At 38.9% G+C, this 23,670-nt stretch carries 24 protein-coding genes; 3 read left to right on the top strand and 21 right to left on the bottom strand.

What is annotated here, in order from left to right:
- Positions 1-2 precede the first annotated feature (2 nt).
- The 5 genes from QSJ81_RS08090 to QSJ81_RS08070 all read right to left on the bottom strand — a co-directional run bounded on the left by QSJ81_RS08090 (position 3) and on the right by QSJ81_RS08070 (position 4,450).
- Positions 3-767, bottom strand: coding sequence for a serine hydrolase (locus tag QSJ81_RS08090; protein ID WP_285716902.1), 765 nt, complete (start codon positions 765-767; stop codon positions 3-5).
- A 371-nt stretch (positions 768-1,138) separates the two neighbouring features.
- On the bottom strand, positions 1,139-1,768 hold the full coding sequence (locus tag QSJ81_RS08085) for an HAD-IA family hydrolase (protein ID WP_285716901.1): 630 nt from the start codon (positions 1,766-1,768) through the stop codon (positions 1,139-1,141).
- A gap of 145 nt (positions 1,769-1,913) precedes the next feature.
- Positions 1,914-2,249, bottom strand: coding sequence for a YddF family protein (locus QSJ81_RS08080; protein WP_285716900.1), 336 nt, complete (start codon positions 2,247-2,249; stop codon positions 1,914-1,916).
- A gap of 1 nt (position 2,250) precedes the next feature.
- Positions 2,251-2,874 carry a dienelactone hydrolase family protein gene (locus tag QSJ81_RS08075; RefSeq protein ID WP_285716899.1) on the bottom strand — a complete coding sequence of 208 codons (624 nt, stop codon included), beginning with the start codon at positions 2,872-2,874 and terminating at the stop codon, positions 2,251-2,253.
- Between the two features lie 142 nt (positions 2,875-3,016).
- Positions 3,017-4,450 carry a DHA2 family efflux MFS transporter permease subunit gene (locus QSJ81_RS08070; protein ID WP_285716898.1) on the bottom strand — a complete coding sequence of 478 codons (1,434 nt, stop codon included), beginning with the start codon at positions 4,448-4,450 and terminating at the stop codon, positions 3,017-3,019.
- 161 nt (positions 4,451-4,611) lie between these two features.
- On the opposite strand from QSJ81_RS08070, the gene QSJ81_RS08065 reads away from it, so the two are divergent.
- The gene (locus QSJ81_RS08065; RefSeq protein WP_285716897.1) at positions 4,612-5,508 is read left to right on the top strand and encodes a LysR family transcriptional regulator; all 897 of its coding nucleotides are present in this window, start codon (positions 4,612-4,614) and stop codon (positions 5,506-5,508) included.
- A 198-nt stretch (positions 5,509-5,706) separates the two neighbouring features.
- Positions 5,707-5,958, top strand: a complete 252-nt coding sequence (locus QSJ81_RS08060) for a DUF4405 domain-containing protein (RefSeq protein WP_285716896.1) — start codon at positions 5,707-5,709, stop codon at positions 5,956-5,958.
- Positions 5,959-6,063: 105 nt separating this feature from the next.
- Here QSJ81_RS08060 and QSJ81_RS08055 read toward each other — a convergent pair whose 3' ends face one another.
- The 10 genes from QSJ81_RS08055 to QSJ81_RS08010 form a co-directional block, all read right to left on the bottom strand.
- Entirely contained in the window at positions 6,064-7,035 is a 972-nt protein-coding gene (locus tag QSJ81_RS08055; RefSeq protein ID WP_285716895.1) for an alpha/beta hydrolase fold domain-containing protein, read from the bottom strand.
- A gap of 10 nt (positions 7,036-7,045) precedes the next feature.
- Positions 7,046-7,567: a phenolic acid decarboxylase gene (locus QSJ81_RS08050; RefSeq protein WP_285716894.1), complete on the bottom strand. Its 522-nt coding sequence runs from the start codon at positions 7,565-7,567 to the stop codon at positions 7,046-7,048.
- Between the two features lie 43 nt (positions 7,568-7,610).
- Complete coding sequence (locus tag QSJ81_RS08045; protein ID WP_285716893.1) at positions 7,611-8,042, bottom strand: MarR family winged helix-turn-helix transcriptional regulator; 432 nt, start codon at positions 8,040-8,042, stop codon at positions 7,611-7,613.
- A gap of 208 nt (positions 8,043-8,250) precedes the next feature.
- Positions 8,251-9,432, bottom strand: a complete 1,182-nt coding sequence (locus QSJ81_RS08040; protein WP_285716892.1) for an acetyl-CoA C-acetyltransferase — start codon at positions 9,430-9,432, stop codon at positions 8,251-8,253.
- Positions 9,433-9,481: 49 nt separating this feature from the next.
- Positions 9,482-10,804, bottom strand: a complete 1,323-nt coding sequence (locus QSJ81_RS08035; RefSeq protein WP_285716891.1) for a TIGR00366 family protein — start codon at positions 10,802-10,804, stop codon at positions 9,482-9,484.
- 27 nt (positions 10,805-10,831) lie between these two features.
- A complete protein-coding gene (locus tag QSJ81_RS08030; protein WP_285716890.1) occupies positions 10,832-11,485 on the bottom strand; it encodes a 3-oxoacid CoA-transferase subunit B in 654 nt (217 codons plus the stop codon).
- Complete coding sequence (gene atoD / locus QSJ81_RS08025) at positions 11,485-12,147, bottom strand: acetate CoA-transferase subunit alpha (RefSeq protein WP_285716889.1); 663 nt, start codon at positions 12,145-12,147, stop codon at positions 11,485-11,487. The genes QSJ81_RS08030 and atoD overlap by 1 nt, the downstream gene beginning before the upstream one ends.
- 218 nt (positions 12,148-12,365) lie before the next feature.
- Positions 12,366-13,742, bottom strand: a complete 1,377-nt coding sequence (locus QSJ81_RS08020) for a sigma 54-interacting transcriptional regulator (protein WP_285716888.1) — start codon at positions 13,740-13,742, stop codon at positions 12,366-12,368.
- Entirely contained in the window at positions 13,732-15,576 is a 1,845-nt protein-coding gene (atoS, locus tag QSJ81_RS08015; protein WP_285716887.1) for a two-component system sensor histidine kinase AtoS, read from the bottom strand. Before atoS ends, QSJ81_RS08020 begins: the two co-directional genes overlap by 11 nt.
- A gap of 430 nt (positions 15,577-16,006) precedes the next feature.
- Positions 16,007-16,627: a hypothetical protein gene (locus QSJ81_RS08010; protein ID WP_285716886.1), complete on the bottom strand. Its 621-nt coding sequence runs from the start codon at positions 16,625-16,627 to the stop codon at positions 16,007-16,009.
- A gap of 622 nt (positions 16,628-17,249) precedes the next feature.
- Here QSJ81_RS08010 and QSJ81_RS08005 point away from each other — a divergent pair.
- Positions 17,250-17,420, top strand: a complete 171-nt coding sequence (locus QSJ81_RS08005) for a hypothetical protein (RefSeq protein WP_285716885.1) — start codon at positions 17,250-17,252, stop codon at positions 17,418-17,420.
- Between the two features lie 164 nt (positions 17,421-17,584).
- On the opposite strand, the gene QSJ81_RS08000 is transcribed toward QSJ81_RS08005, so the two are convergent.
- The 6 genes from QSJ81_RS08000 to QSJ81_RS07975 form a co-directional block, all read right to left on the bottom strand.
- Entirely contained in the window at positions 17,585-18,001 is a 417-nt protein-coding gene (locus QSJ81_RS08000) for a hypothetical protein (protein ID WP_285716884.1), read from the bottom strand.
- A 215-nt stretch (positions 18,002-18,216) separates the two neighbouring features.
- Positions 18,217-18,801, bottom strand: a complete 585-nt coding sequence (locus tag QSJ81_RS07995) for a nitroreductase family protein (protein WP_285716883.1) — start codon at positions 18,799-18,801, stop codon at positions 18,217-18,219.
- Positions 18,802-18,820: 19 nt separating this feature from the next.
- On the bottom strand, positions 18,821-19,198 hold the full coding sequence (locus QSJ81_RS07990; protein WP_285716882.1) for a VOC family protein: 378 nt from the start codon (positions 19,196-19,198) through the stop codon (positions 18,821-18,823).
- A 318-nt stretch (positions 19,199-19,516) separates the two neighbouring features.
- The gene (locus QSJ81_RS07985) at positions 19,517-20,812 is read right to left on the bottom strand and encodes an SLC13 family permease (RefSeq protein WP_285716881.1); all 1,296 of its coding nucleotides are present in this window, start codon (positions 20,810-20,812) and stop codon (positions 19,517-19,519) included.
- Between the two features lie 49 nt (positions 20,813-20,861).
- Complete coding sequence (locus tag QSJ81_RS07980; RefSeq protein ID WP_285716880.1) at positions 20,862-21,713, bottom strand: DUF6282 family protein; 852 nt, start codon at positions 21,711-21,713, stop codon at positions 20,862-20,864.
- A 174-nt stretch (positions 21,714-21,887) separates the two neighbouring features.
- A complete protein-coding gene (locus QSJ81_RS07975; RefSeq protein WP_285716879.1) occupies positions 21,888-23,603 on the bottom strand; it encodes a methyl-accepting chemotaxis protein in 1,716 nt (571 codons plus the stop codon).
- Between the last annotated feature and the right edge of the window lie 67 nt (positions 23,604-23,670).

The following is a 23,670-nucleotide window of genomic DNA, read 5'->3' as shown; positions in this document are numbered from 1 at the left end:
TACTATTTTCTCCTCAGGGCGTTATAAAGCTTTGCTGATTCGCTAGCAATAAAATTGCTGGAATAGGTATGATCCCCAGTCGCCGTAAAAAAGCTGATCAGGATCGGATCATGACCATCCTGGATTACCCCTACATCGCAAAGTATCTCATCCAGCTCACCTACTTTATGAAATACTGGAGTCAACATGTAGCGGGGGATTTCGTCATTATAAATCGTATTCGCCAACTCGTATTTCATCTGCTCACTTTTGCCCTTATTCAGGTACTTGTCGTTATAGATCTTCTCAAATACTTTCCCCATTTCGTAGGGTGTTGTTACACTATGGTATTGATATTTCTTAAAAGCATCTTCATTATGAATTTGGGTTTTGCGAAGCTCAAGATTCTTGACAGTCTGACTCAAAACATCCTTGTGGTCAGTGTCCATCTCATTTAACAATTCATCAAATGAATTGTTGTCACTAACCGTCATCATCAGCTGAATTTGCTGATCATATTGACTGGCCTTGGCTGAATCGGCCTGAGGATACAAATATTTATAGGTCGCTAAGGCAACCACTAATTTGCTGGTTGAAGCCGAGGGAAATATATCGTCCTTGTTAAATTCAATCGTCCGTCCAGTTTTCAAATTTTGAGCAAAGACGCCAACTCGGCCATCAAACTTTTGCAAATCATTTTTTATTTCTCGCTCAAGGGGAGAAGCTGCCAAAGCTTGAGCAGTAACGAGAGTCAATAATGTAAATAGTAACGTAACTTTTTTTATCATGTAGCCACCTCAAAATAATTTATCTTTGGAAAGTTCAATACGTTTTGTATGTATCCGATTTTCTTTCTTGTATAGTATAGAATAAAACCATGACCAAATTATGACAAAACAGCTGGATTCTGCTATTAATAATTCATCGAATTAAGAAAAACGCTACGCGTCCTTTTTGAACCACAAAGACACAAAGGTCACAAAGGGGTTCTATCCATTTCATTCCCATCTTCTTTGTGTGCCGCGATAGCGGCATTGTGTCTTTGTGGTTCAATCTTTTTAACTAGAAACTTATAAATTCTGATACCAGAACCAAAAAGAAGATACCCATAATCTACTAATAAGGTTGATTATGGGTATCTTCTCTATTTAATTATTATTTAAATCGACTGGCAAATACTTAAAATTTCATCTGGTTTATTCACGATATAGTTTGGATCTTCCTTTTTCGCATTATCAATATGATCAAATCCCCAACTTACCCAGATTACCTTGACACCACTTTTTTTGCCCGCAATAATGTCTCTTGCTTCGTCCCCTACATAAATCACTTCGGAATCTTTCAGGTCGTGTTTTTTCATAAATCTTTTAATATCTTCATTCTTGCCAAACATATTGTTTGAACAAATAATTTCACTAATAAAGCCAATCTGGTTACGCTCAAGACATTCTCTTATATTTTGCTCCGCATTTGTTGATACAATTGCCAGTTGCAAACCACTGGCGTTTAATTCTTCCAATAGTTCCTTAACTCCAGCAAACAAAATAAGATCCTTTATGGAGTGTTTATATAGTTTGTAAATATCGATGGCTAGAAGTGGGAGTTTATATAATTTTAAATCAAGAAACTTAGCTCTCTCCATAATCGATAATCCTTTTAGATAGGCAATATCCTTTTGCTCTATCTGATTTGACTTATACTCCCCAGCAAGCCGATTATACACTTCGATAACAACATGCAGTGAATCAACCAAAGTACCATTAAAGTCAAATATTACGTACTTTATCATGAAAATCGTATCCTCCTTTTTAACCTATAACCACCCCATATTCAGTAATATGTTACATCAAAAAGGAAGATACCCATAATAATCTAATTATCCGGTAGATTATTATAGATATCTTCCTTTTCTATTTCTATTATTATGTAAGCCTCTAGGAAAGCCTGGATAGTAACTGAAATTGGTATCCAAATTCCTCAATTTCATCACGAGTGAGGATGATACCCTCTGGGGGCCGAGTGTTGAGCTTGAACACCAGTGCCTGTTGCCCCGCTTCTTGATGGAAGTCAATTCGATTTAAAGCCACTTCTGTTTCCAGAAGGTCACTTATTACTTCTGCTGTTGCTTTGTGCCCTACGGCAGAAATAATTTTTGGTGCGCACTGAATCAGTTTTTTGCATTCTTCTAGGCTGATTGTGCGACAGGAATATTCTCCATCTGCTGTAATGATTGCACCGTTCAGGATAGCGATGGGTTGCTCATTTACCATTTTATATTTCTCCTTTGTAATCTAAAATGGACGCTTCTTTAATACATGATTGTATTTCCTTATAAGCTTTACTTGACGATTGTTCATTATAATTTCGCGAAAACCGGTTAGCAAATCCATGCTCACCAGGTAGTTTCTCTACTTGTATATTACTAACGTTATTTAACCGTGAAATCAATTCATCCACATCAAACGATTTTTCTTCACTAGGAAAAAACAATAGGACAGGGCATTTCGGCTTGATCTCAAGATAGTCTCGTATTCTCGAACCATAAAATCCGATACTTACATCACACAAACCAGTTTGACTACACAACCAAGCAAGTGTCGCTCCTACACTATACCCCAACACATACACCTTTTTATACTTATGTCGTACATTATGTAGAACCTCTTTTGCCTGCTTAAATGCACTTTCAAAACCAACAGTATTCATAAAATAATGATAAGCCGTCGTTTCTTGGTCATAACTAAATGGCTCTCTGCCATTCATCAAATTAGGAGCAATAACATCCATCTCATATTTTGAAAATCTTTCGCATACATCCATAATATGTTCGTCAAGTCCATAAATTTCATGTAGAATGACAATTACTGTATCAGAATGATGAATATAGGTTAACATCAATATCTCCGTCCCATTATTTCCTATATTTCTTGATTTATCTTTTCGAAAACATTCTTATCTTTCTATTTCATTTACCATTACAAATGCAAACTCCTGCAAACTAAACTAGTTTGCAGGAGAGTATTTTTAAAATTGCCTTCTAGATTTCTACTATTTCGCTACGTGTACGACGTAGTAATAAGATAAGTAGCAGTGCGAGAGCGAAAAAGAGGATGAAAAATAAGAAACTATTATCGATAGAATGAACCAAACTAGTTTTTATATTTTGATCCTGCGCCTCCAAACCTCCCATCAATGCCTGAGAAATGATGTCTGGGGCCACACTGAATTCCACTGCCGCCAACGCCAAGGTTTGGCTCAACGCACTACCCACATAATAGATGGTGTAAAACATCCCTGAAGCGGATCCGGAGTGTTCTCTTGGTGCAGCCGAAAGGACGGTCTTTGCCAGGGATGGCCAAGCAATTCCATTGGAAATGGAAATAATAATTAGTGGTACCACTACTGCAGCCATGGACAATTGCACTCCTAGGTTCCCCAAGAGAAATAAACCACCTGAGAGAAAGATAATGCCGATCATCATCATGCGCACTGGGCCAAAACGATCGGCAAGTACACCGCCTAAGGGACCCATAATAAGCTGTGGCGCTGATAACGGGATCAGCAGCATTCCTGACTGTAGAGGACTTAGATGTAGTGCTCCCTGAAGATAAAGGGTTAAAAGAAAAGTGATACCAAAGTAGCCAATGCAATAATTTAGCGTAATCCCCAATCCCGCTGAGTAATGTATATTGGATAATAGGCTAAAATTGAACATTGGATGCGTTACCCGTAGTTCAGTGATGACAAAGGCAATCCAAGCCACCAACGTTGTTAGAAACAAGCCAAGAGTTGCTGCCGAACCCCAGCCCCATGCCTGTCCCTCGGAAAGGGCGATTAATAGTGCGACCAATCCAATACCGAAAGTCGCCATACCCATCCAGTCCGTCTTTGACTTTACAGGAGCACTTGTGCCTTCGAGAACGAACCAAGCAGCGATCATGCCAATCACCCCAAAGGGCACGGTTACGAAAAATATAGCTGGCCATCCATATTGGCTGATTAGTGCTCCACCAACCACTGGACCTGCGATGGATCCAATGACCCAGGAAGTAGAGTTGATTCCCACTGCCAAGCCAAGTTGATGAGGCGGAAATGTCCGCACAATGATGGGTGTCGCTGTTGCTAGAGCCAAGGCAGCGCCAGCTCCTTGAATAAATCTAAAAATTATTAGCGAAGTTCCTGAGTTGGCGATGCCACATAGCACTGTAGCAATTGTGAAAATCCCAAGTCCCAAAATGAAAATAGGTTTCGTTCCTACCATATCGGCCCACCTTCCTGCGGGGAGTAAAAATATAGTGCTAGTAATAATATAGGACGTAATAATCCATAGTCCTGTTACCATCGTAATATGCAATCCTTCTACCATACTTGGTAATCCGATAATAACGATCGTGGCATCCACGTTAGTAATAAATGAAACTAACGTCACAACGGCCAAAACAATCCACTTTCGTGGCCATACAGTTGTCATATAAAATCCTCCTCTTATTCTGAGAGTGAGCAAAGGGTTTGCTCACTGCATTCCTTCAACTTATTGCCTACGCCTAGTTTACAGGAGATTAACTATCATGTAAAATGAAGGAATATGATTCAATGATTCGTTTTTAATGATAGATAAGAGGAGGACTTCACATGGAGAGCAATGAACTGCGCATTTTCCGGGCAGTGGCCCAGGAAGGCAGCATTACAAAAGCGGCACAAGCTCTAGGCTATGTTCAGTCAAATGTGACTGCGAGGGTGCAACAACTAGAAACGGAGTTAAAAACACAGCTATTTTATCGTCAACGAGGCATGGTATTAACTCCAACAGGTGAAAAACTGTTGTGTTACGCCGAACAAATTCTCCACTTACTTGACGAAGCGAAAAAAGCAATGAATGATTCGCTTGAACCTAGTGGACGCTTATCCATCGGCGCTAACCAAACGGTTTCCACACTCAATCTTCCACAAGTTTTAGCTCAGTATCACAAAGCGTATCCCAAGGTTGATCTGTCACTCACAACAGGTTCAACAGACGAACTTGTGCATAAGATACTACATTTTCAACTAGACGGTGCCTTTGTTAAAGCATCTGTCAAAGACGACAATATTGTAGAAGAGCTCGTATCTGAAGAAACCCTCGTATTGATTACCAGTCCTGAGGATCTTGATATGAAAACAATTTATTCCAAACCCTTTCTCATGAGCACTGTAGGATGTCCCAATCGAGACCAACTTGAAAGTTGGCTTAAAGCAAACGCGATTAACAATCTACGATTTATGGAATTCAATAATCTGGATGCCATTATTAGTGGTGTAATAGCAGGCCTAGGCGCGTCTTTCGTCCCTCAATCTGCCATTGAAAAACATGAAAAGCTTGGGCTTCTACGATCCTTTTCAATTCCTAAGCAATATAGTTCCGCAAAAACATTCTTGATTCGGCATAGGGCTGCTTTAATGACCAGCGCCCTGGATAAATTCATTGAGATGGTAGAAACAAGCACCCCTTATCATCCAATTGTATCTCTTGATTTATTAAAAACGCAGTAAACTCGTTTAACCATGCATCTGTACATTTTTTTATCTGCATAAAAAGAGATGGACTTGGTTTAAAAGTACCAAGTCCATCTCTTTCTGATTTTCTAATTTATATAAACTTTTTTTATTTCCGTAAAGAAAATCGTAACATACCTGTCACATTCAGCGATTATAATTAGCATGAATTAAAACAAATCGGAGGATCAACTTATGTTAGTAAAACCTAAAAAAAATTATTATTTAGATATCGCCTTACTCTTATTGGGAGTCGTGAGCATCATGACAGGAATTGCTCTATCAATAAAACCACCTGCTTTAATGCCATTTCTAAGGGCCATAAACGTCAAATCTTTGCATGAATGGGCAAGTTATGCCCTTACCGTTTTAGTTATACTTCATGTTGTATTCCATATGGACTGGATCAAAGCAATGACGAAAAACACGATTAACACGAAGAATTAGCGCTTCGTTTTAGACTAAGGGAATTATTAAAATATATCGCAAAAATGAAGGATGTTTCACCTTGTGAAACATCCTTCATTTTTTTATAATCACTTTATCAAATTCTTATTTTAAATGTTTGTCTAGGAAATCAATAACAATATTCATAACCTCAGGTTGAAGCCAATATGGCCCGCCATGGGCGGCACCTTTTACAATATATCGAGTGGAATCCACCCCTTTACTAATTAAAGCTTCGTGCAAAATTTCGGTTTGTTTTGGTGATACAACAGTATCTTGGTTTCCATGCATCAGTAAGAAAGGAGGAGCATCTTTCGTAATATATGTAATCGGATTGGCTGCTGCCGCTTTTTCTGGAACATCATTAATTGAACCTAGTTCACCAAATACGGAAGACCCATTTACCCACAAGGCTTCTGTTGCTCCAGGTGATTTATGTCTGTCTTGTATTTCTTGCGGAAAGCCATCAGCTACCTTAGTTAAGTCAGATAAACCATATTGATCGATGACTGCTTGTACATCACTGCTCTGATCAAGATGTTCTCCTTGATCAAACTTTTTAATGCCGTTTGTTACTCCCGTAAATGCGGCAAGATATCCTCCTGCAGATCCTCCCATTACCGCAATGCGCTGAGGATCAATGCCAAATTTCGCGGCATTCGCTCGCAGGTAGCGAACGGCCGATTTTACATCTTCAAGCGGTGCTGGAAATGTGCTGGTAGGGGCAACTCGATATTCAATACTAGCCACAACATACCCAGCATTGGCAATATCCATTCTTTGCTGGAGGTAATTATCCTTATTGGCATTGATAAAGCCTCCACCAGTAACAAATACAACCGCCGGTATCGCTTTTTTGCTAGCTGGTTGTAAAATATCCATTTTTAGAGGAACATTATCAAATCCACGCATGGATGGTTGGGAAAAAACAACATTTGAAATTAATTTTACAGGATTTCTAGTAAGGGAAACCTCCAACTCCTGACTGTCACGAGAAGAAGCCGATGCAATTGTATTACAAGAAATAAACAGAGTAGCAATTAATAATAAAATAGAGTACATACTTTTCATTTTCATCGTAACCCTCCTATAAATTCCAACTACGACGGCTGGCATATTGGGCCGGTAGTTCGCTGGGTGGGCAATTAATCACGTCATCGCGATTCGCACCACAGTCTTCAGCAAATGTAATAGTTGCAAACTCATCAATCACCAGTTTTGGATACGTCGGACCTGCATCCCGATATTGTTTCATGAGATCCAAGTGCTCGTTTTGGTAGCAAACAGTCTTTTCTGGTGCTTCGGCAACCCATCGCGGAAAGAAAATCACACCGTGCAAGTGACGCGCGGTTGTGTTGATGGACAAACTGACCGTTGTTCCTGTAGGCTCGTCCCAAGAAATTTTGAAAACATTGTCCGAGATAGCGACAATGAATGCTTTCTGATCCGTTACCCACCGACCGCCTACCATGCCGCTATGAATACGATAGTCAAAAGTATCTGCATTTTTAACATAAATTTCATATTGCCAGCCATTGTCATACGTGTAGATAAAATGCTTGCCGATAATACCATTCAATGCATTGTCATTTTGATACGTTGTTGTCATAATAATAACCCTCTTTCCTTACTATTTATTTACTATGGATCGACTATGACTTACTGTTTATATTTGTATTTATCTGAAAAAGAAATTTGCGTAATAACGCAATTTCATCTGCAGATAGTGAAGCACATACATCGTTTAATAATTCTTCATCTAGAGGTGCCAATTGTTTAATTAACAGTAGCCCATCATCAGTAACATACACTAAAAAAGAGCGTCGGTCTTGTGGATTCGCGATTCTTTTTACCCACCCTTTTCGTTCTAATTGATCTAATATTTTTGTAATATTATTTGAGTCTTTCTCTGTATGCTCTGCCAACTCCCGTTGGGAAATTCCATCTCGCTCCGCTAATTTATTTAATACTGACCACTGTTCCGAAGTAATATCAAACGACTGAAACCTTAAACTGAAATATTGGTTTAGCTTTCTGCCAGTGGTGCTGATGATATAGCCAATGGAATCATTAATACTTAGCATAAATTTCTCCTTTAGTACGTATATTAATAATCATTAATATTATTATACGCATACGTATTAATTTTGTCAATTAAAGGATATTATTTTCCAACAGGATTCCACCTAAATTTTGATATTTCAAATGGCAGGGCTCATGGACAGCACCTGTATAACAAACAGATGGACTTGGTATCGGCTGTACCAAGTCCATCTATGCAAAACCTATTTCCTATACTAACTCTACAATTGTTGCTACGCCTTGCCCACCACCAATACATAAGGTTGCCAAGCCCACTTTTGCATCTTTTTGCTTCATTCCGTGTAAGAGTGTTACCAAAATACGAGCTCCACTAGCCCCTATAGGATGTCCAATGGCGATCGCCCCACCATGGATATTCACCTTTTCCTTAGCAAAACCGAGTTCTTGACCTACAGCCAAGAACTGAGCTGCAAAAGCTTCGTTGGCTTCGACTAAATCAAGATCTGCTACTGTTAAACCAGCCTTAGCCAGTGCCTTACGAGTAGCCGATACAGGTCCCATACCCATAATGCTTGGATCGACACCTCCCGAGCCAAAAGAGCGAATCCTAGCCAAAGGCGTAATACCTAATTCTTTCGCTTTATCAGCCGACATAAGCAAGATGGCAGCTGCCCCATCATTAATGCCAGAAGCATTGCCAGCAGTAACTGTTCCTTCTTTCTTAAAGGCAGGTTTTAGCCCACTTAATTTTTCAGCAGTTGTCCCTGCTCTAGGAAATTCATCTGTATCAAAAATAACTTCACCTTTTTTCGTCTTAATAACAATTGGTACAATTTCTTCTTTAAAAACACCATCTGCAATTCCTTGAACAGCTTTTTGCTGAGATTCTACTGCTAATTGATCTTGTTGTTCACGACTAATACCATACTTTTCTGCAACATTTTCAGCAGTAATACCCATATGATAATCATTAAATGCGCACCACAGACCATCCTGAATCATTGAATCAACAACTTTTGCATTACCCATACGAAGTCCCCAACGCGCCTTAGTATCGAGTACATAGGCAGCATTGGTCATGCTTTCCATCCCGCCTGCTATTACAATATCAGCATCACCTGTCATAATTGCTTGTGCTGCTAAGTTTACGGATTTCAGTCCAGAACCACATACTTTATTTATTGTATAAGCCGATGTTTCAACAGGTATACCCGCTTTAACTGCTGCTTGACGAGCGGGGTTTTGCCCTAAACCCGCTTGTAATACATTACCGAAAATCACTTCTTCAACTTGGTCTACGCTGATACCACCACGAGCAATTACTTCTTTAATTACAATTGCTCCTAAATCAACTGCCGTAAAAGGTGCCAAGGTACCATTAAAACTACCTACAGCAGTACGTACAGCACTGACAATGACTACTTCTTTCATATCATCATACCTCCATTTATATATTGAAAAATCTCACTGACCCTATTACTCAAAAGAAATGTAAGCCCACAATAAAGATAATTCCAGAGAACAGCAAGGCTGTTACACAATATCCCATAATATCTCTAACACCCAATCCAGCAATGGCTAGTGCAGGCAGTGCCCAAAATGGTTGCGCCATATTCATCCAAGCTTCACCATAGGCAATGGCCATAGCAGCCTTACCCAAATCGGAGCCTAACGCCTGAGCTGCTGGCATAACAAAAGGCCCTTGTATCACCCAATGTCCGCCGCCTGATGGTACTGCAAAATTAACTAATGCTGAGCTAAAGAAAGCCATAAGAGGGAAGGTTTCTTTGGTGGCAACATCCACAAACCAATTCGTAATAATGCCTCCCAAACCAGAGTGCTCCATCATAATTTGAATCCCAGCATAAAAAGGAAATTGAATTAAAATACCAGAGGTACCACGGGTTGCCATTGTAATGGCCCTGGCATATGCCATAGGTGTTTTATGTAGTAAAATCCCAGCCGTTAAGAAAATGAGATTGACCGTATTTACATTAAGATCAAAGCCTTTTTGGGAAAAATACATTCCTAAATACACAATCCCAAAACCTCCGACAACAAGGGCTAATAAGCGGCTTTCTTCAATTTTTTCTGCCCAAGTAGCACTATCACCTAATTCTCTGGTAACTGCTGCTTCATCTTGTAAAAGAGCAGGATCAACGGCAATCACCTCACTCTCCTTAGGCATCATCATACGAGTCAAAAAGGGCAGCATGATAATTAACGCCACGGTAATAAAAATATTATAAGGAGTAAAAAGTGTCTCAGAAATTGGAATGAGACCAACCATTTTTTCCATAGGATTGCCTTTGGTAGCAGCCACCAATGGAATCGAAGCAGATAAGCCACCATGCCATGTCAAAAATCCCATATACGCTGATGCAATCAGCAAACGATAATCAGATTTTGGAATACGACGGGCAACTTCACGGGCAAACATAGCCCCAACAACCAATCCAAAACCCCAATTAATGGCACAAGCAACAGCAGACATAAAAGACACTAACATAACTCCCTGGGCTGGCGTCTTTGCAATTGATGCTAGTTTCGTCATGCCCTTCTTAACGGGTGATGAGCTAGCTAAGGCATGTCCCGTAACTAATACTAAAGCCATCTGCATAGCAAATCCCAGCAAGTTCCAAAAACCATTCCCCCATAACATAACCATATCCAATGGGCTCTTGGGAGTCATAGTAATACCTAAGAAAAAAACAAGAATCGTTAATAAGATAGCGAAAACCAACGGATCTGGTAAAAAGCGATTTACGATATTAGTGAAAAATTTTGCGATTGCATTGACCATATTTTTCTCCCCCTTTTTGCATTTTTTTTATGTAAGGTTCTGCATAGTTTTAAGATCTGGACTGATAATTAGTGTTGCTTCCGTTTTGGCTACGATATTTTCTACCTCTACCCCTGGAGCAATTTCTTCTAATACAAGACCTTCTGGCGCTACGCGAAATACACCTAATTCCGTCACAAGAACATTCACTTTTCCCTTACCAGTAAGGGGCAAGGTGCACTCTTTTAAAATTTTAGCAGTACCATCTTTCGCACAATGCTCCATAGCGACAATCACTTTTTTAGCACCCGTCACTAAATCCATAGCCCCTCCCATACCAGGAACCATTTTTCCTGGCACCATCCAGTTCGCCAAATTGCCATATTGATCTACCTGTAATCCACCCAGTACAGTGACATCAACATGTCCGCCACGGATTAAAGAAAAGGACATTGCACTATCAAAAGTAGCACCGCCAAGCTGAATACCACAATGTTGCCCACCTGCATTGACCAGATTATCGTCAGGAGTTGCTCCCACGCTGCACAGACCAACAAAACCATTCTCCGACTGTAGGATCACACTGATGCCTTCAGGCAAGTAATTTGCTACCATTGTAGGTAAGCCAATCCCTAGATTTACAACATCTCCATCCTGCATTTCTAGTGCTACTCTTCTAGCAATTATCTCTTTTGCGTTCATTATTTACTGCCTCCTATACATATGATTTGATCTACAAGTACGCCCGGCGTCATCACTTCATCAGGATCAATTTTCCCATTCTCTACTAATTCGTCAACTTCTACAATGACAAGATCAGCAGCTAAGGCCATAACTGGATTAAAATTGCGGGCAGATTTTTCATAAATCAAGTTACCAGCTCGATCCGCCTTTTTCGCTTTTAATAAGGCGATATCGGCGCGCAAGGCTTTCTCTAGGAGATACTCCACGCCATCAACGCACAATATCTGTTTATTTTTTTCCACGATAGTGCCGACACCCGTTGGCGTCAGTACACCGCCTAAACCTGATCCCCCACAACGTATTCTTTCTGCCAAGGTTCCTTGGGGCACTAACTCTACCAGCATTTCTCCAGCAATCATTTGCCTACCCGTTTCAGCATTCGTACCAACATGGGACGCAATCACTTTCTTCACCTGATGCTTAACGATTAATGGTCCCACCCCCTTATCTACAAAGCCAGTATCACTTGTAATCAAGGTAATTTCTTTAATCTCCTTGTCCAAAATCGCTTTTACTAACAACTCAGGTGCACCCACGCCCAAGAAACCACCAACCATTACTGTCATACCATCTTTAAAAGATTGACTTACTTGTTCAATGCTCACGTGTTTGTTACTCATAATAAACCTCCTAACTTAATTCCTAGTCTCTATAAATAAACTATTGCAAGATGCGCGCCAAAAAATAAAAGCTGCCTTATCTTTTTTCGATAAGGCAGCTGAAGCACTGTAAATGCTGTTCATAGCTCATAGTTCAGTATCCATTTGCTTACTTTTTTCTATTCCTTTGCCGCAAGGAGTGCGCATTTTCTTGCGCACTCCTTGCGGCAATTTTCACACTATTCAATTTCATACTCCTGAGTTTTATAGATTAAGGTCCGTCGACTAATTCCTAGTTCTTTAGCAGTCTTCATTTTATTTCCACGATTGCTTAGTAGTGCCTGCTTAATAAGCTTACATTCTTGTTCTTTAATCATTTCCTTAAGAGTATACCCTAGGGGGTTATTCTTTTCAGGTTTAATTTCACCAATCATACTATTTTTACGCAAAGCATCTGGCAAATCTTCTGTAAATATCATGCTACCAGTACTCATAATTACCGCACGTTCAATCACATTCGCTAACTCTCTCACATTTCCTGGCCAATTATATTCTTCTAATTTAGCAATTGCGTCATTATCGAAGCTTACAATTCCTCGATCATTTTCCCCAGAAAATTTTTGCAAAAAGTGATCGGCCAGCAGCCTTATATCCTCTTTACGCTCCCGCAGGGGTATGGAGTTGAGGCAGATTACATTCATGCGATAATATAAATCCTGACGAAATTGGCCATTTTGAACCATTTGTTCTAAATTTCGATTTGTTGCCGTAATGATACGAACATCTACCTTTACGGTTTCATTCCCGCCCACTCGTTCAAATTCTCGCTCCTGTAGCACACGCAGCAACTTAACCTGCAACTTCGTGGATATTTCTCCTATTTCATCTAAAAATAATGTACCTTTATCAGCTTGCTCAAACCTTCCTGATCGGCGCATTACAGCTCCAGTAAACGCACCTTTTTCATGACCAAATAATTCACTTTCCAATAGCCCTTCAGGCAAGGCACTACAATTAATTTTAATAAATGGCCCCTTACATCGAGGACTATTATAGTGAATTGCATTGGCAATTAGCTCCTTACCTGTACCGCTCTCCCCAACAATCAAAACACTTGCATTACTTTTGGCGACCTTATCAATTACTTGATATAGCTTTTCCACCTTTTTACTATTGGTTAATACTTTATCTGAACGATAGGAATCATTTAGCTCACGATGCAACACCGTAATTTCTTTTTCCATACGCTGTATTTGTACAGCGCGGTTAACTAATAAAGTAACTTCATCAATATCAAAGGGTTTAATGAGATAATCAAAGGCCCCAAGTTTTATAGCAGCCACCGCGGTTTCAACTGCAGCAAAAGCTGTCATTAGAATGACTGTCACATCGGAATGCTTTTTTTTCATTTCCGTAAAAGTGGCAATGCCGTTCATCGTAGGCATTCTAATATCCATTAATACTACATGGGGCCTAACTGTGTTATATTTTTCTAAAGCATCTTGCCCATCAATCGCACTCTCTACATGATAACCTTCACGCTTCAGTACCGCCATTAATAATTTTCGCACACTCTCTTCATCATCAACTATCAATATTGTATAGTTATCCTTCAACTTGCCTACCTCCTTGATGGACTATAGGCAGTTTCAAGATCACCGCTGTCCATTCATTGTCTTGGCTATCAATATGAATCTGACCATAATGAGCGCTGATAATACGCTGGACTACTGCTAGGCCTAGTCCGGTTCCAGCTGCCTTAGTAGTAAAAAAGGGATCGAAGATTTTGTGTTTATCTTCTTCCTTAATACCAATACCTGTATCTGTGACCCTAACACAAACCCAAGAAGGGTCAGGTTGCCAAGTATCAATCACCACAGAACCCTTGTCAGGGATAGCCTGCATAGCATTAATCAGTAAGTTGAGCAATACTTGTTTAATCTGTTCTGCATCAGCTTCGATAAGTGGTAGACCAGGAGCAAGAATTAAACGAAATTCCACCTTATGGCTCGTCGTTTTATTCTGAACTAGTACTAAGGTTTTTTCTAATAATTCATTGATATTCACCAGTGAATAATAGGTTTCAGAAGGTCTTGCAAAATATAATAATTCTTCAATTACACGGTTGACACGGTCTACTTCCTTTATAATAATCGGCATATATTCTTCTCGCTCTTCAATGCTATCCACATTCTGCAAATACTGTACAAAGCCTTTAATTGAAGTTAATGGATTACGTATTTCATGAGCAATACTTGCCATCAGTTCACCTAATGCAGCTAAGCGTTCGGCCCGATACACTTGTTCTTGCAGGATATGTTGCTGGGTTAAATCTTTATAAACAACAACTGCGCCAATGCTCTTGTTATGGCTATCGAGTAATATACTCGTGCTGACACTAATATAAATACTCTTGTCCTTAACTGGATAATTTACTTCAATGCCAATATGATTCTCCCCCGTTTCCAGGGTGTTTAATAACAAGCTATTAAATTGATGATTTTCACAAAATATTTCTCGGTATGGCTTCCCAATCACTTCTTCGAGTGTGAAACCTGTTATTTGTCTAGCTGCCTGATTCATTGTTGTGATAATACCTTGCGTATCCACGGTAACAACACCATCGGCAATACTGTACATAATATTTTCAGTCAGTGATCGGGCATCAATTAAAGACTGGGCCATATGATGAATTGCCTCAGCAATTTCTCCCATTTCTCCTTGCAGCGGGCCAATTTTTTTATGCAAATCAAACTTTATATTTTCTAGTCCAGTTTTTATTTTCTCTACATCTTTTAAGAAATTATTTGTTAAACCTGTAATTAGAAATATACCAACAATAATCCCAATTAAAACTGACAAATAGATATTTTTATCCATAACTGCCAGTTGGGCCTGAATATCATCGGTTAATTCATTGGCCCATATATATCCTATTATTTGTCCATCCCTTTGAATTGGGATCATGACATTCATAATATTCCCCCGTACTAGGGGGCCAAACTCAACCATACGATGACCCGTTTCCATGACTTTTCGTCCTGGATGCAACTCTTCAATGGAAATACCTACCTTATCAGCATAGCTGCTGCTAGGACCATACGTAATAATCGCATCGAGTTCTTTACTATAGTAACCTACACCAATTCCTACATCTGCACCCGCAACAATATCTGTATAATGAGATAATTCCTCATTAAGCGCTTTTATTTTTTCTACGCGATTCCCATCTACTGCATGCTTTTCTGCTAGAATTCTATTAAAACCAGCCCCAAGATGTTCATCCAGTAATCGAGCAATACCGAATAATTTTGTCTGCTTCTCTGCTAATAGAGCCTCTTTCGCTTGAATTTTTACAACATATCCTGTAAGCAAAATAGGTATGCTGACAATAATTAGCATCAATAATAACATTTGATAACGTAACGTTTTGGGGAAATATCTTCTCATCCTTATTCTCTCCCTATCATTGCACAATGCCTGTTTTTACTTGTTAGACGACTAAAATTCTGTTTGTTGTCTTGTCTATTATTTCTTCTTAACTATGTAATCAATATAGCGTTTTATATCCATATTCACCGAAAATCTCCAATGGTGGGCAATCTCCTCCTGCGCCGCAGCCTAATACGACTTGTTCTACTCCACTTTCTTCGCAATATTGCAAAAATTTCATATAATTACATCTGCCGAAATATAGTTTTCATGATACTCTCTAGAATAAGTATTTGTTAAGCTAATTCACTATTTAAAGATACTTCCTTTTATATTTCACCTTCGGTCTTTGTTTTCCTTGTTTAACTCTTTTACGAAATAAGCTTCTAAAAAAAAAGACATGAAACCATTTTGCAATGGCTCATGTCTTTTTTGCTTCTTTACAATATTAGGACGTTGCTTGATTTGCTTCCTTAGCCCAATCATCTAAACCTTTTAGTGTGGCTTCCAGTGTTTGCTTACTAATCTCCGGCAATTCACCGCCCCATGCCTTTTCAGCGGCTTTATAGCCTTCTTCTATACTATTTTTTAATAATGCGAACTTAGATGGATCTCCACCAGAAAGGGCTTTTGCAAACTCAATAACCCTTGCTGATGTCTGCTTAACTCCCCAATAACCATCTTCAGCAATTTCCTGTTGCGCATTAAGGCGAGTTGAATCATCAACCTCCATGTTTTGATAAAGCTCTTTTAGTTTACCATCATATTTCTTCATTATCTGATCATAGCTTAGCCCTTGAGCTTCACCATTTTTTACATTCTGCGTTGAAATAAGTTTTTCTACTACTGCACGAAAAGAAGATAGTTTCATTTCAGCTTGCTTCTTAATTTCATTTAAGGTCACTGTATCTCGAGTGTATGTCTTCGCGTCAGTATCATTTTTATCTGACTTTTCGTATATGGCAGCTTTTTCACTCGATGTAGCATTACTGGCAGTGACCTCACTGGAAGTATTTTTCTCATTGTTCTTGTCATTTTTTAGTGATATAGAAATTGGATTAATAGCCATAAGAAATCCTCCTTTTCCTTTCAAGATACTGTCAGATCTATTACTAAAAGCTCTCATATAATATATCGTGATTTTTTGTTAAAAAGATAATGTCATATCACCCTTTCAGTACCAAATAGTTACATTATTGTGTCATATTTCTGTCAAAATATTGTTATATAATAACAATATACACGCATAGTGAATCAAAGAGTACATCTAGAGAAACCAACAGTCCTTTGTCTCTTTGAAGATAAGATAGGTTCTTAATCTCACTATTAGTTAAACAATCGCAATCGTGATATTTTCAGTATAAAGAGAAGGACTCAATGAAAGGAGAATTGTATGGGCGAAAAATTCTACTATATTGTAGAAATTATAATATTTTCGTATTTAGCACTATTGGTGGTTACTAATCCTATCTTTTTAGCAAAAGGTATTTTAAAATCTTTTACAAATATAAAGTACCGCATACTAATCGCAATTGTAGCAATGCTTAATGTTATCAGATGTTCAAATGAACTTTTTAAATAGAAACTGTTCTATGGTAATCGGCTTTTATCCCGCCATATTTTACCAATAGACTTTTTTACGTCGAAGAAGCTATACTAAAAACAAATATTTTTTAAAATGAGGTGATATTTTGAAACATATTAAACGTAATATTAGATTATCAGCTGTTGAATGGTCTAAAAAAGCATATCCTGATTGTACTAGCGAATGGGATAAGCAACAGCAAGCATTGAAAAATTTGAAGCCGGTCGCTGTATTACTACATAAGAAACCACAAGATAATAAAACAATTAACGAATAGGTGACATCCGTCACTTTTTTTTTGCCTTCAGGGTACAAACTGTTTACTATAAATGTTTGCTAAATCAGCAACTAAAAGACAAAGCATAATGAAAACATGGATCTGGTCATAAAACCGATCCATGTTTTTTAGTGAAACGTATTTTATATTTTCATAAAGGTTTTTTAGCCTTTAGCATTAACTTTGGCAATGTCATAATAAGGATTCTCAGCATACTTTTCCATAGCTTGTATTTTTTCCTGTGGATTGTTTCTTGGTAGTGCTGCCGTTATTGACTGTTGATATCCCATCAACGTTTGAACGTTATTTGACATTGTATGGACGTTTTTCTTATCTGTTGCATCTCCCGTTTTTTTCTCATCTTTATCTTTATCTTTATCTTCATCCTTAGGAACTCTGCCAACCAATATCTTGAAGTCGCCTATGACGACATAGGTGTATTCATAGTTTCCCTCTGTTTCCGTAACATATTTACTTTGATTCTTACTTTTCGTGTTTTCCTTCGCACCATTTTTATCATTTTGATCAATGCTAGACTTACTTTGCGGTGACAAAGAAATCCCCACTACGTCTAAACTCATAGCAAACCATCATTCCCTTCGTGAATTATGTTTAAAGGCTAATGCAAACCTGTCATCCTTATTGTAGAAATGACTCAAACCTTCTATAAGTAATATCGCATAAAATATGGAATATCTTTAGCTATTTTTACCAAATTTTTTTATTGATTTAATTTTAAAAAAGACGAGGGGATCAGTTGATGTCCCCTCGCCCCTTTCAGACTCTTATGAATAAATCATTTTATGATAGTTACAGTACCTTCTTTACGTGGGGTCGCCTTTGGCTGATTGCCTGCTGCATATCCCAAAGCTGCGGCACCACAAACTTTATAATTTTCTGGAATGCCAAGTGAAGTTAGCAATTCTCGCATTGCTGGTTCGTCACCAAACCAGGTCAATTGGTTGATCCAGCAGGAACCAATTTTTAATGCATGAGCAGCTAAAAAGATATTTTGAAGCGCTACTGAAGAATCGGCCATAGCATTGGAATACTCCCGATCATTGGACACGATTATTAGAGTAGGAGCATGGTAATAAAAATTATACTTACTATTTTCCGCCGCTTTTTTCCCTGCTATCTTTGAACGATACGTTCTATCATCAACTATCAAATCCTTAAAGGACTCACGAACAAGAGAATTGAGCTGATTAAGCTTTTCTTCGTTCTGTACAACAGTAAAATGCCAAGACTGGGAATTACCACCACTTGGTGCATATTTGGCTGCCTCTAAAATAGCCTCTAACTCGGCATCTTGGATTTGCTCTTTCGTATAAGTTCTAATACTTCTACGGGTCAAAAGGTTCTCTATAATTTCATTCACTTACTATCCCTCCTACTAATTATAGCATTCCCTGTATGAACTCCAATCGCTCTCCATCAGGCCCTAGGAAAAAGAAGTTTTGCAAACTTTTCCCCAAAGAATTTGGTTTATCAGATAAGAGAGTGACTCCGGCAGCACGCAGCCTTTCCATTTCTGCTGAGACATCCTCTACTTCAAAGGCAATGTGGTCTACTACTCCAGCTGTACGTTGCTCTGGTACACTCTCTTGTAAACGCTGTACCAATTCGATAATTTGCCCACCAGAATTGAGGAAAACCAACTTTATCCGCTCATCTTGATAGGAATTAACCAACTCACATTTTAAAATCTGCTGATAAAACAAGCTCGATTGATCTGCGTCCTTCACGACGAGTCCAACATGTGCTACTTTGTACATTTCATTCACTCCATTTCTATAATACTCTTCTGCTGATAACAACAGTTTTCTTTGAAAAACAAATCCATATTCTCATTGTATTTACCATTAAAATACAAACTCCTGCAAGGCCAAGCTATGAAAATAAAAGATGAGCAATAAACCAATTTCTTTGGCTCGTTGCTCATCTTTTTCCCTACTTATAAAGAAGACTTGATTCAGATGGAGTTTTAACTCCATCTGAATCTTAGTCGCACTTATCCAGGGACTTAGCCGCTCTTAACTCCCACTTATGAAAGATGGGAGTCTTAGAGCGGTTTAGTCATCGGATAATTTTAATTATAGGACAATAAAGATTATTATACTTACGATTGTAGAGGTTGTAAGACATAAAGGAACCGCACGGAACATTAGCCGAGAAAATAAACTATTACGATCTTCCTCAGTAGTACATGAACCTAATAGCAGACTTCCGCCGGAAGAAAAAGGAGAAATCGCCGTCGCTTGGGCACCAATAACAACACAGGTAAAGAGGATCATAGGATTAATGCCTGTTACAGCTGCAATTGACGGGATGATGGGAAAAAGAGCCGGACAAACGACCCCCAGTGTACTGCTGAAGAATGACATGATTCCGCCAACAATACATAGAGCAATCGGCACCAATAAAGTTGGAATGTTGGTACCAATCCAACTTGCCAAAATCGTAATAGTTCCTGCTTTGATTGCCACGGAAATGAGCATGCCGACACCGCAAATCATAATCAATGTGCTCCAAGGAACCTGGGCAATCACCCTTTTCTCATCAGCAAGCTTGAGCATAAGTGCCACTACAGAAAGCACTATGGCAATAAGACCAATGTCCATTTTTGAATTGATAAAGGTAATATTCTTGTTAAGAGGAAGGATCATGTGTAAAATAGGAGCGGCTAATACGATTACCATCATCAAAACAATAAGATACAGGGTTATCTTCTGCTTCTGATCAAAAATTTCCGGCCTTTCGATATTCAAGTTTTTACTAAGTATCTTTTTATTATTAGTGAATAATAAGAGCCCGGAAATAACCAAAATAGGGATAATCATAGTGGTTATGAAGATAGTCGTTGTATAAGCAAAAGCCGTATCATGATAGCCGGCGGCTTCAATCAAACTTTTAAAGATAATACCACTTTGACTGGTCATAAAATTAGCCCCGGCCAGTGCGCCATAGTTTACGGCCACTGCACCGATCATTTTGCTCATCCCTGTTTTTTCACATAACAGGAGCGTAATAGGAGCCATAAAGGCCATGACTGTAAAGAAGCCTGCTCCCAAACCAGCAATCAGTGTTGCTGCAAAGAAAATAGCGAAGGGTAACATCTGCGGGAATTTGCGACAGCCATACAACAAATGCATGGAGAGCTTTTCCAATGTGCCGTTTACAAGAGCAACGTTATAGAAAAGAGAAACTGCAAAAATAACAAAGAAGATATTAATTGGCCACATGCCAACCACTTCACTCGATTTCAAGTTTAAAATGAAGCATCCAATGATGTAGGAAAAGGAAATAGCAAAAAATCCGGTGTTGATCTTGGTCCGATAACCTAAGATGATGGAAATTGCGATTGCTAGTACCACAACTAAGCTAATCATAGTAGTCCCCCTTATGTATAATGCATTTTTTATAAAGCATTAAAACAATTTATAATCCAAGTAGCATAGATGGAATTTTTCTTGTCATTACGTCAAGCTTCTCTTCTGTAATGCCGTTGTTAGCCAGGTACTGCATATACTCCTCCAAAGCTAGTTCCCAATGAGGATTTTCAACCTGTCCGCCATCTGTATCCACCATTACATTTTTATAACCCACTTCGTTTATGATCAGTAGATTGTCTTCAAGATTGCTCTTGTAAACACCGCCACCCATTGGCTGAGCATAACATCGTTCTAGATACACATCATAGTCTTTTACGATTCTTATCTGATCTTCGTGTGACATTCCTACCACCCAAAACTCAGGATGAGTTATGACGATTTTATTCAGTCCCATGCCTTTCGCCTGATCGACAACAGGAAAAATTTCTTTTGGAGACAAATGGCCTGTCCCAAGAACAGCATCATACTCCTTAACCATTTTAAAGATTTCCTTGAGTGGCTCCTTTACCTTCCCATTGTCTAAGCATTCAATACCGCCTGTTTTCCCATCTTTCTGGAGTTGATTTGCAGCATGAGTTGTTGGCAGCCAGACTACTTTCGCGCCCATTTTCAGCCCGGTTTCTACCGCTACGGGATTCAGACCTCCAATGGCGTTGTTCAAAGTTACGCTACCAAACATAGTAAAGTCGTTGTCCCCTTGATGAACCATTTTGTTATGTTCATTTACCAGAAACGCACGGTTCATTGTTGTGCCATGGTGTGATTTGATTACAATTGCCCGCGCACCAACTCTGATTGCTGCTTCCATCAGCTCGAAATCGTTATATGCTCTTTGCCTGATATCTGGCATTGAATGAACATGCATATCAATGACATTTTTTAAAGAAATCTTTCCCATAATACTCCTCCTCGTTCCCCTTTTTATTTGCTATCTCTGATGGTATACGGTATACCATATAATAAAAAATTAAAGTTTAATTCAATCCACTTTAAACAATACAACTTATCGATTGAAACTTCTTCAGCATCAATTACATAAGTTATATTGTTTTAAGTAGATTGTTTACAAGCATTAAATGTGAAACTTGCTCACAGCTTCTCGAAGGTCCATCGCTAGATTCGCTAATGCTTGACTGGATGAAGAGATTTCTTCCATTGCTGCCGATTGTTCTTCTGTTGCAGCCGATACGGTCTGTGCTTCACCAGATGCGTTTTTACTAAGTATGTCGATTTTTTCCACAGAGCCGACAATTTGTTGACTCCCAGTAGCCATCTGCCCGATAGCATCCGATATTTCCTTTGTTTGAGCCGATACTTTATTTATTAAAGCTGTAATTTCTTGAAAGGCTTTTCCAGAAGTATTGACCACTTCCGCTCCCACCTTAACTTCTCTAGTACCATCATTCATAGCAAGTACAGCTTTATCGGTGTCTCTCTGAATTTCACCGATCAGTATGGCGATTTGTTTAGCTGATTCTTGTGATTGTTCAGCAAGCTTACGGACTTCTTCTGCAACTACGGCAAACCCTCGCCCCTGCTCTCCTGCCCGGGCAGCCTCAATAGCAGCATTTAAAGCAAGCAAATTCGTTTGACCCGCAATGCCGGAAATCGTATCTACAATCTGTCCAATTTCTTTCGACCGTTCCCCTAGTTTTGCTACTACCTGAGCAGAGGAGGTAACTGTCTGCTCGATATAGACCATTTGATTTACTGCCTTGTCCACCGCTTCGTTGCCAACCTTAGCTTTTTCAGCTGCCTGTGCTGATTGATTAGCTACCTCATTCGCATTAGAAGATACTTGCTGAATTCTAGCTGACATCTCATGTACAACAACGGAAGTATCATTAGCTGCGCTCAGTTGCTCTTCCATGCCATTTGCCACATCAGTAATGGAACCAGCAACTTGGTTAGCTGCCTGAGCCGACTGATCCGCACTAGCAGTTAACTCTTCTGAAGCTGCTGCCACCTGCTCAGCCGACTCAGTGACACGTTTCATCAGTTTACGAATACTATCTCGAGTATTTATTAAAGCGTCGCCCAATTGACCAAATTCATCGTTTCTAGTAAAGCGGCGCGGCTTATTAGTAAAATCACCAGCTGATAATTCCTTACAGAATAATACCATTGCCTGTAGAGGGTTTGTTATGCTCTTAGTAATGTACCAGCCAATTAATCCTAGTATCAAGCAGGACACAAAGAGGATACTGAGTGTAATATGCATTGCTTTTTCGAAGGCTTGATGATTATCTGTATTCATTTGCTCTGATAACGCAGTATAATAATCCATCAGATTACGTAAACTGCCGGTAAGGTCATTCGTTAATGGTTCAACCTCGTTTAGATATACTGTATAGGCTTCTGCATTTTTGTTCTCTTGGGCCAGCTTAATAACTTTCTCTCTGGCCTTTACTTGTTTTTCTAAAGCCGCTTGCACTTTATCAATTAACTCTTTTCCGTTGGGATCAGAAGATTTGTTTTCAATTTCCGCAAGAGCATTTACAATTAATGTTGAGCGACTATCGATATTACTTTTTAGCTTTTCAATTTTATTCTTATCTGTTGTGATCATCAATTCCATGGTTGCTGCAATTGACCCTCTAACATTCGTAGCACTTTCATTTACAAGTTTTACAGGAATCAATCTATCCTTATACATCACATTCATATTTGCATCTGACGCTTTTAGATAATGATATCCTGTATAGCCGATAAAACCCATACCTAGAAGACCAATAAGAAGTAGCATAATTAATTTAAAGCTTACTTTCATGTTTTCAATAAATTTCAATTCATTTTCCTCCCTGTGCTTAGTAAGTATTATAATATCCTTACTCCATTCTTCATTAAATTTGGCA

The sequence above is a fragment of the Pelosinus sp. IPA-1 genome (assembly GCF_030269905.1).
Taxonomy (GTDB): Bacteria; Bacillota; Negativicutes; order DSM-13327; family DSM-13327; genus Pelosinus.
Note: the sequence above shows the minus strand (reverse complement) of the source record. Positions and strands in the feature narration are given on the sequence as shown.

Coding starts and splice junctions, on each gene's coding strand:
- QSJ81_RS08090 (WP_285716902.1), bottom strand. CDS start 767: ATGATAAAAAAAGTTACGTTACTATTTACATTATTGACTCTCGTTACT.
- QSJ81_RS08085 (WP_285716901.1), bottom strand. CDS start 1,768: ATGATAAAGTACGTAATATTTGACTTTAATGGTACTTTGGTTGATTCA.
- QSJ81_RS08080 (WP_285716900.1), bottom strand. CDS start 2,249: ATGGTAAATGAGCAACCCATCGCTATCCTGAACGGTGCAATCATTACA.
- QSJ81_RS08075 (WP_285716899.1), bottom strand. CDS start 2,874: ATGTTAACCTATATTCATCATTCTGATACAGTAATTGTCATTCTACAT.
- QSJ81_RS08070 (WP_285716898.1), bottom strand. CDS start 4,450: ATGACAACTGTATGGCCACGAAAGTGGATTGTTTTGGCCGTTGTGACG.
- QSJ81_RS08065 (WP_285716897.1), top strand. CDS start 4,612: ATGGAGAGCAATGAACTGCGCATTTTCCGGGCAGTGGCCCAGGAAGGC.
- QSJ81_RS08060 (WP_285716896.1), top strand. CDS start 5,707: ATGTTAGTAAAACCTAAAAAAAATTATTATTTAGATATCGCCTTACTC.
- QSJ81_RS08055 (WP_285716895.1), bottom strand. CDS start 7,035: ATGAAAATGAAAAGTATGTACTCTATTTTATTATTAATTGCTACTCTG.
- QSJ81_RS08050 (WP_285716894.1), bottom strand. CDS start 7,567: ATGACAACAACGTATCAAAATGACAATGCATTGAATGGTATTATCGGC.
- QSJ81_RS08045 (WP_285716893.1), bottom strand. CDS start 8,042: ATGCTAAGTATTAATGATTCCATTGGCTATATCATCAGCACCACTGGC.
- QSJ81_RS08040 (WP_285716892.1), bottom strand. CDS start 9,432: ATGAAAGAAGTAGTCATTGTCAGTGCTGTACGTACTGCTGTAGGTAGT.
- QSJ81_RS08035 (WP_285716891.1), bottom strand. CDS start 10,804: ATGGTCAATGCAATCGCAAAATTTTTCACTAATATCGTAAATCGCTTT.
- QSJ81_RS08030 (WP_285716890.1), bottom strand. CDS start 11,485: ATGAACGCAAAAGAGATAATTGCTAGAAGAGTAGCACTAGAAATGCAG.
- atoD (WP_285716889.1), bottom strand. CDS start 12,147: ATGAGTAACAAACACGTGAGCATTGAACAAGTAAGTCAATCTTTTAAA.
- atoS (WP_285716887.1), bottom strand. CDS start 15,576: ATGAGAAGATATTTCCCCAAAACGTTACGTTATCAAATGTTATTATTG.
- QSJ81_RS08010 (WP_285716886.1), bottom strand. CDS start 16,627: ATGGCTATTAATCCAATTTCTATATCACTAAAAAATGACAAGAACAAT.
- QSJ81_RS08000 (WP_285716884.1), bottom strand. CDS start 18,001: ATGAGTTTAGACGTAGTGGGGATTTCTTTGTCACCGCAAAGTAAGTCT.
- QSJ81_RS07990 (WP_285716882.1), bottom strand. CDS start 19,198: ATGTACAAAGTAGCACATGTTGGACTCGTCGTGAAGGACGCAGATCAA.
- QSJ81_RS07985 (WP_285716881.1), bottom strand. CDS start 20,812: ATGATTAGCTTAGTTGTGGTACTAGCAATCGCAATTTCCATCATCTTA.
- QSJ81_RS07980 (WP_285716880.1), bottom strand. CDS start 21,713: ATGGGAAAGATTTCTTTAAAAAATGTCATTGATATGCATGTTCATTCA.